Below are 339 nucleotides of genomic sequence, written 5' to 3'. Positions count from 1 at the left end.
GAGTTGCAGGACGCGGGCGTCGGGTCCGAGGGCGAGTCGGGTGTGGAAGGTGTGTGTCAGTGAGGTGAGTCCGGTGTTGGGGACGCGTACGCCTTTGGGTTGGCCGGTGGATCCGGATGTGAAGATCACGTAGGCGCTGGCGTGCGGTGTGGCGGGGGCGACGACGTCGACGGGTTCGGTCGGTTCGGTGGGGATGTCGTCGGCGGGGATCGCGGTGAGGTTGAGGGTGGTGGCCAGTGGGGTGGTGGTGTGGTCGGTGACGGCGATGTGGACGTCGGCTTGGGTGATCATGGTGTGTAGGCGTGGGGTGGGCAGTGTGGGGTCCAGGGGGGTGAACAC

The 339-nt window shown here is 67.3% G+C and carries 1 protein-coding gene; it reads right to left on the bottom strand.

The features are described 5' to 3' along the window. Window positions 1-339, bottom strand: a 339-nt coding sequence (locus ACLQ2W_RS33925; RefSeq protein ID WP_425791986.1) for an AMP-binding protein, incomplete at its 3' end; no start/stop codon positions are given.

It is taken from the genome of Micromonospora sp. DT227, from assembly GCF_049841835.1.
Lineage (GTDB): Bacteria > Actinomycetota > Actinomycetes > Mycobacteriales > Micromonosporaceae > Micromonospora.
This window is presented reverse-complemented; position numbering and strand designations above follow the sequence as displayed.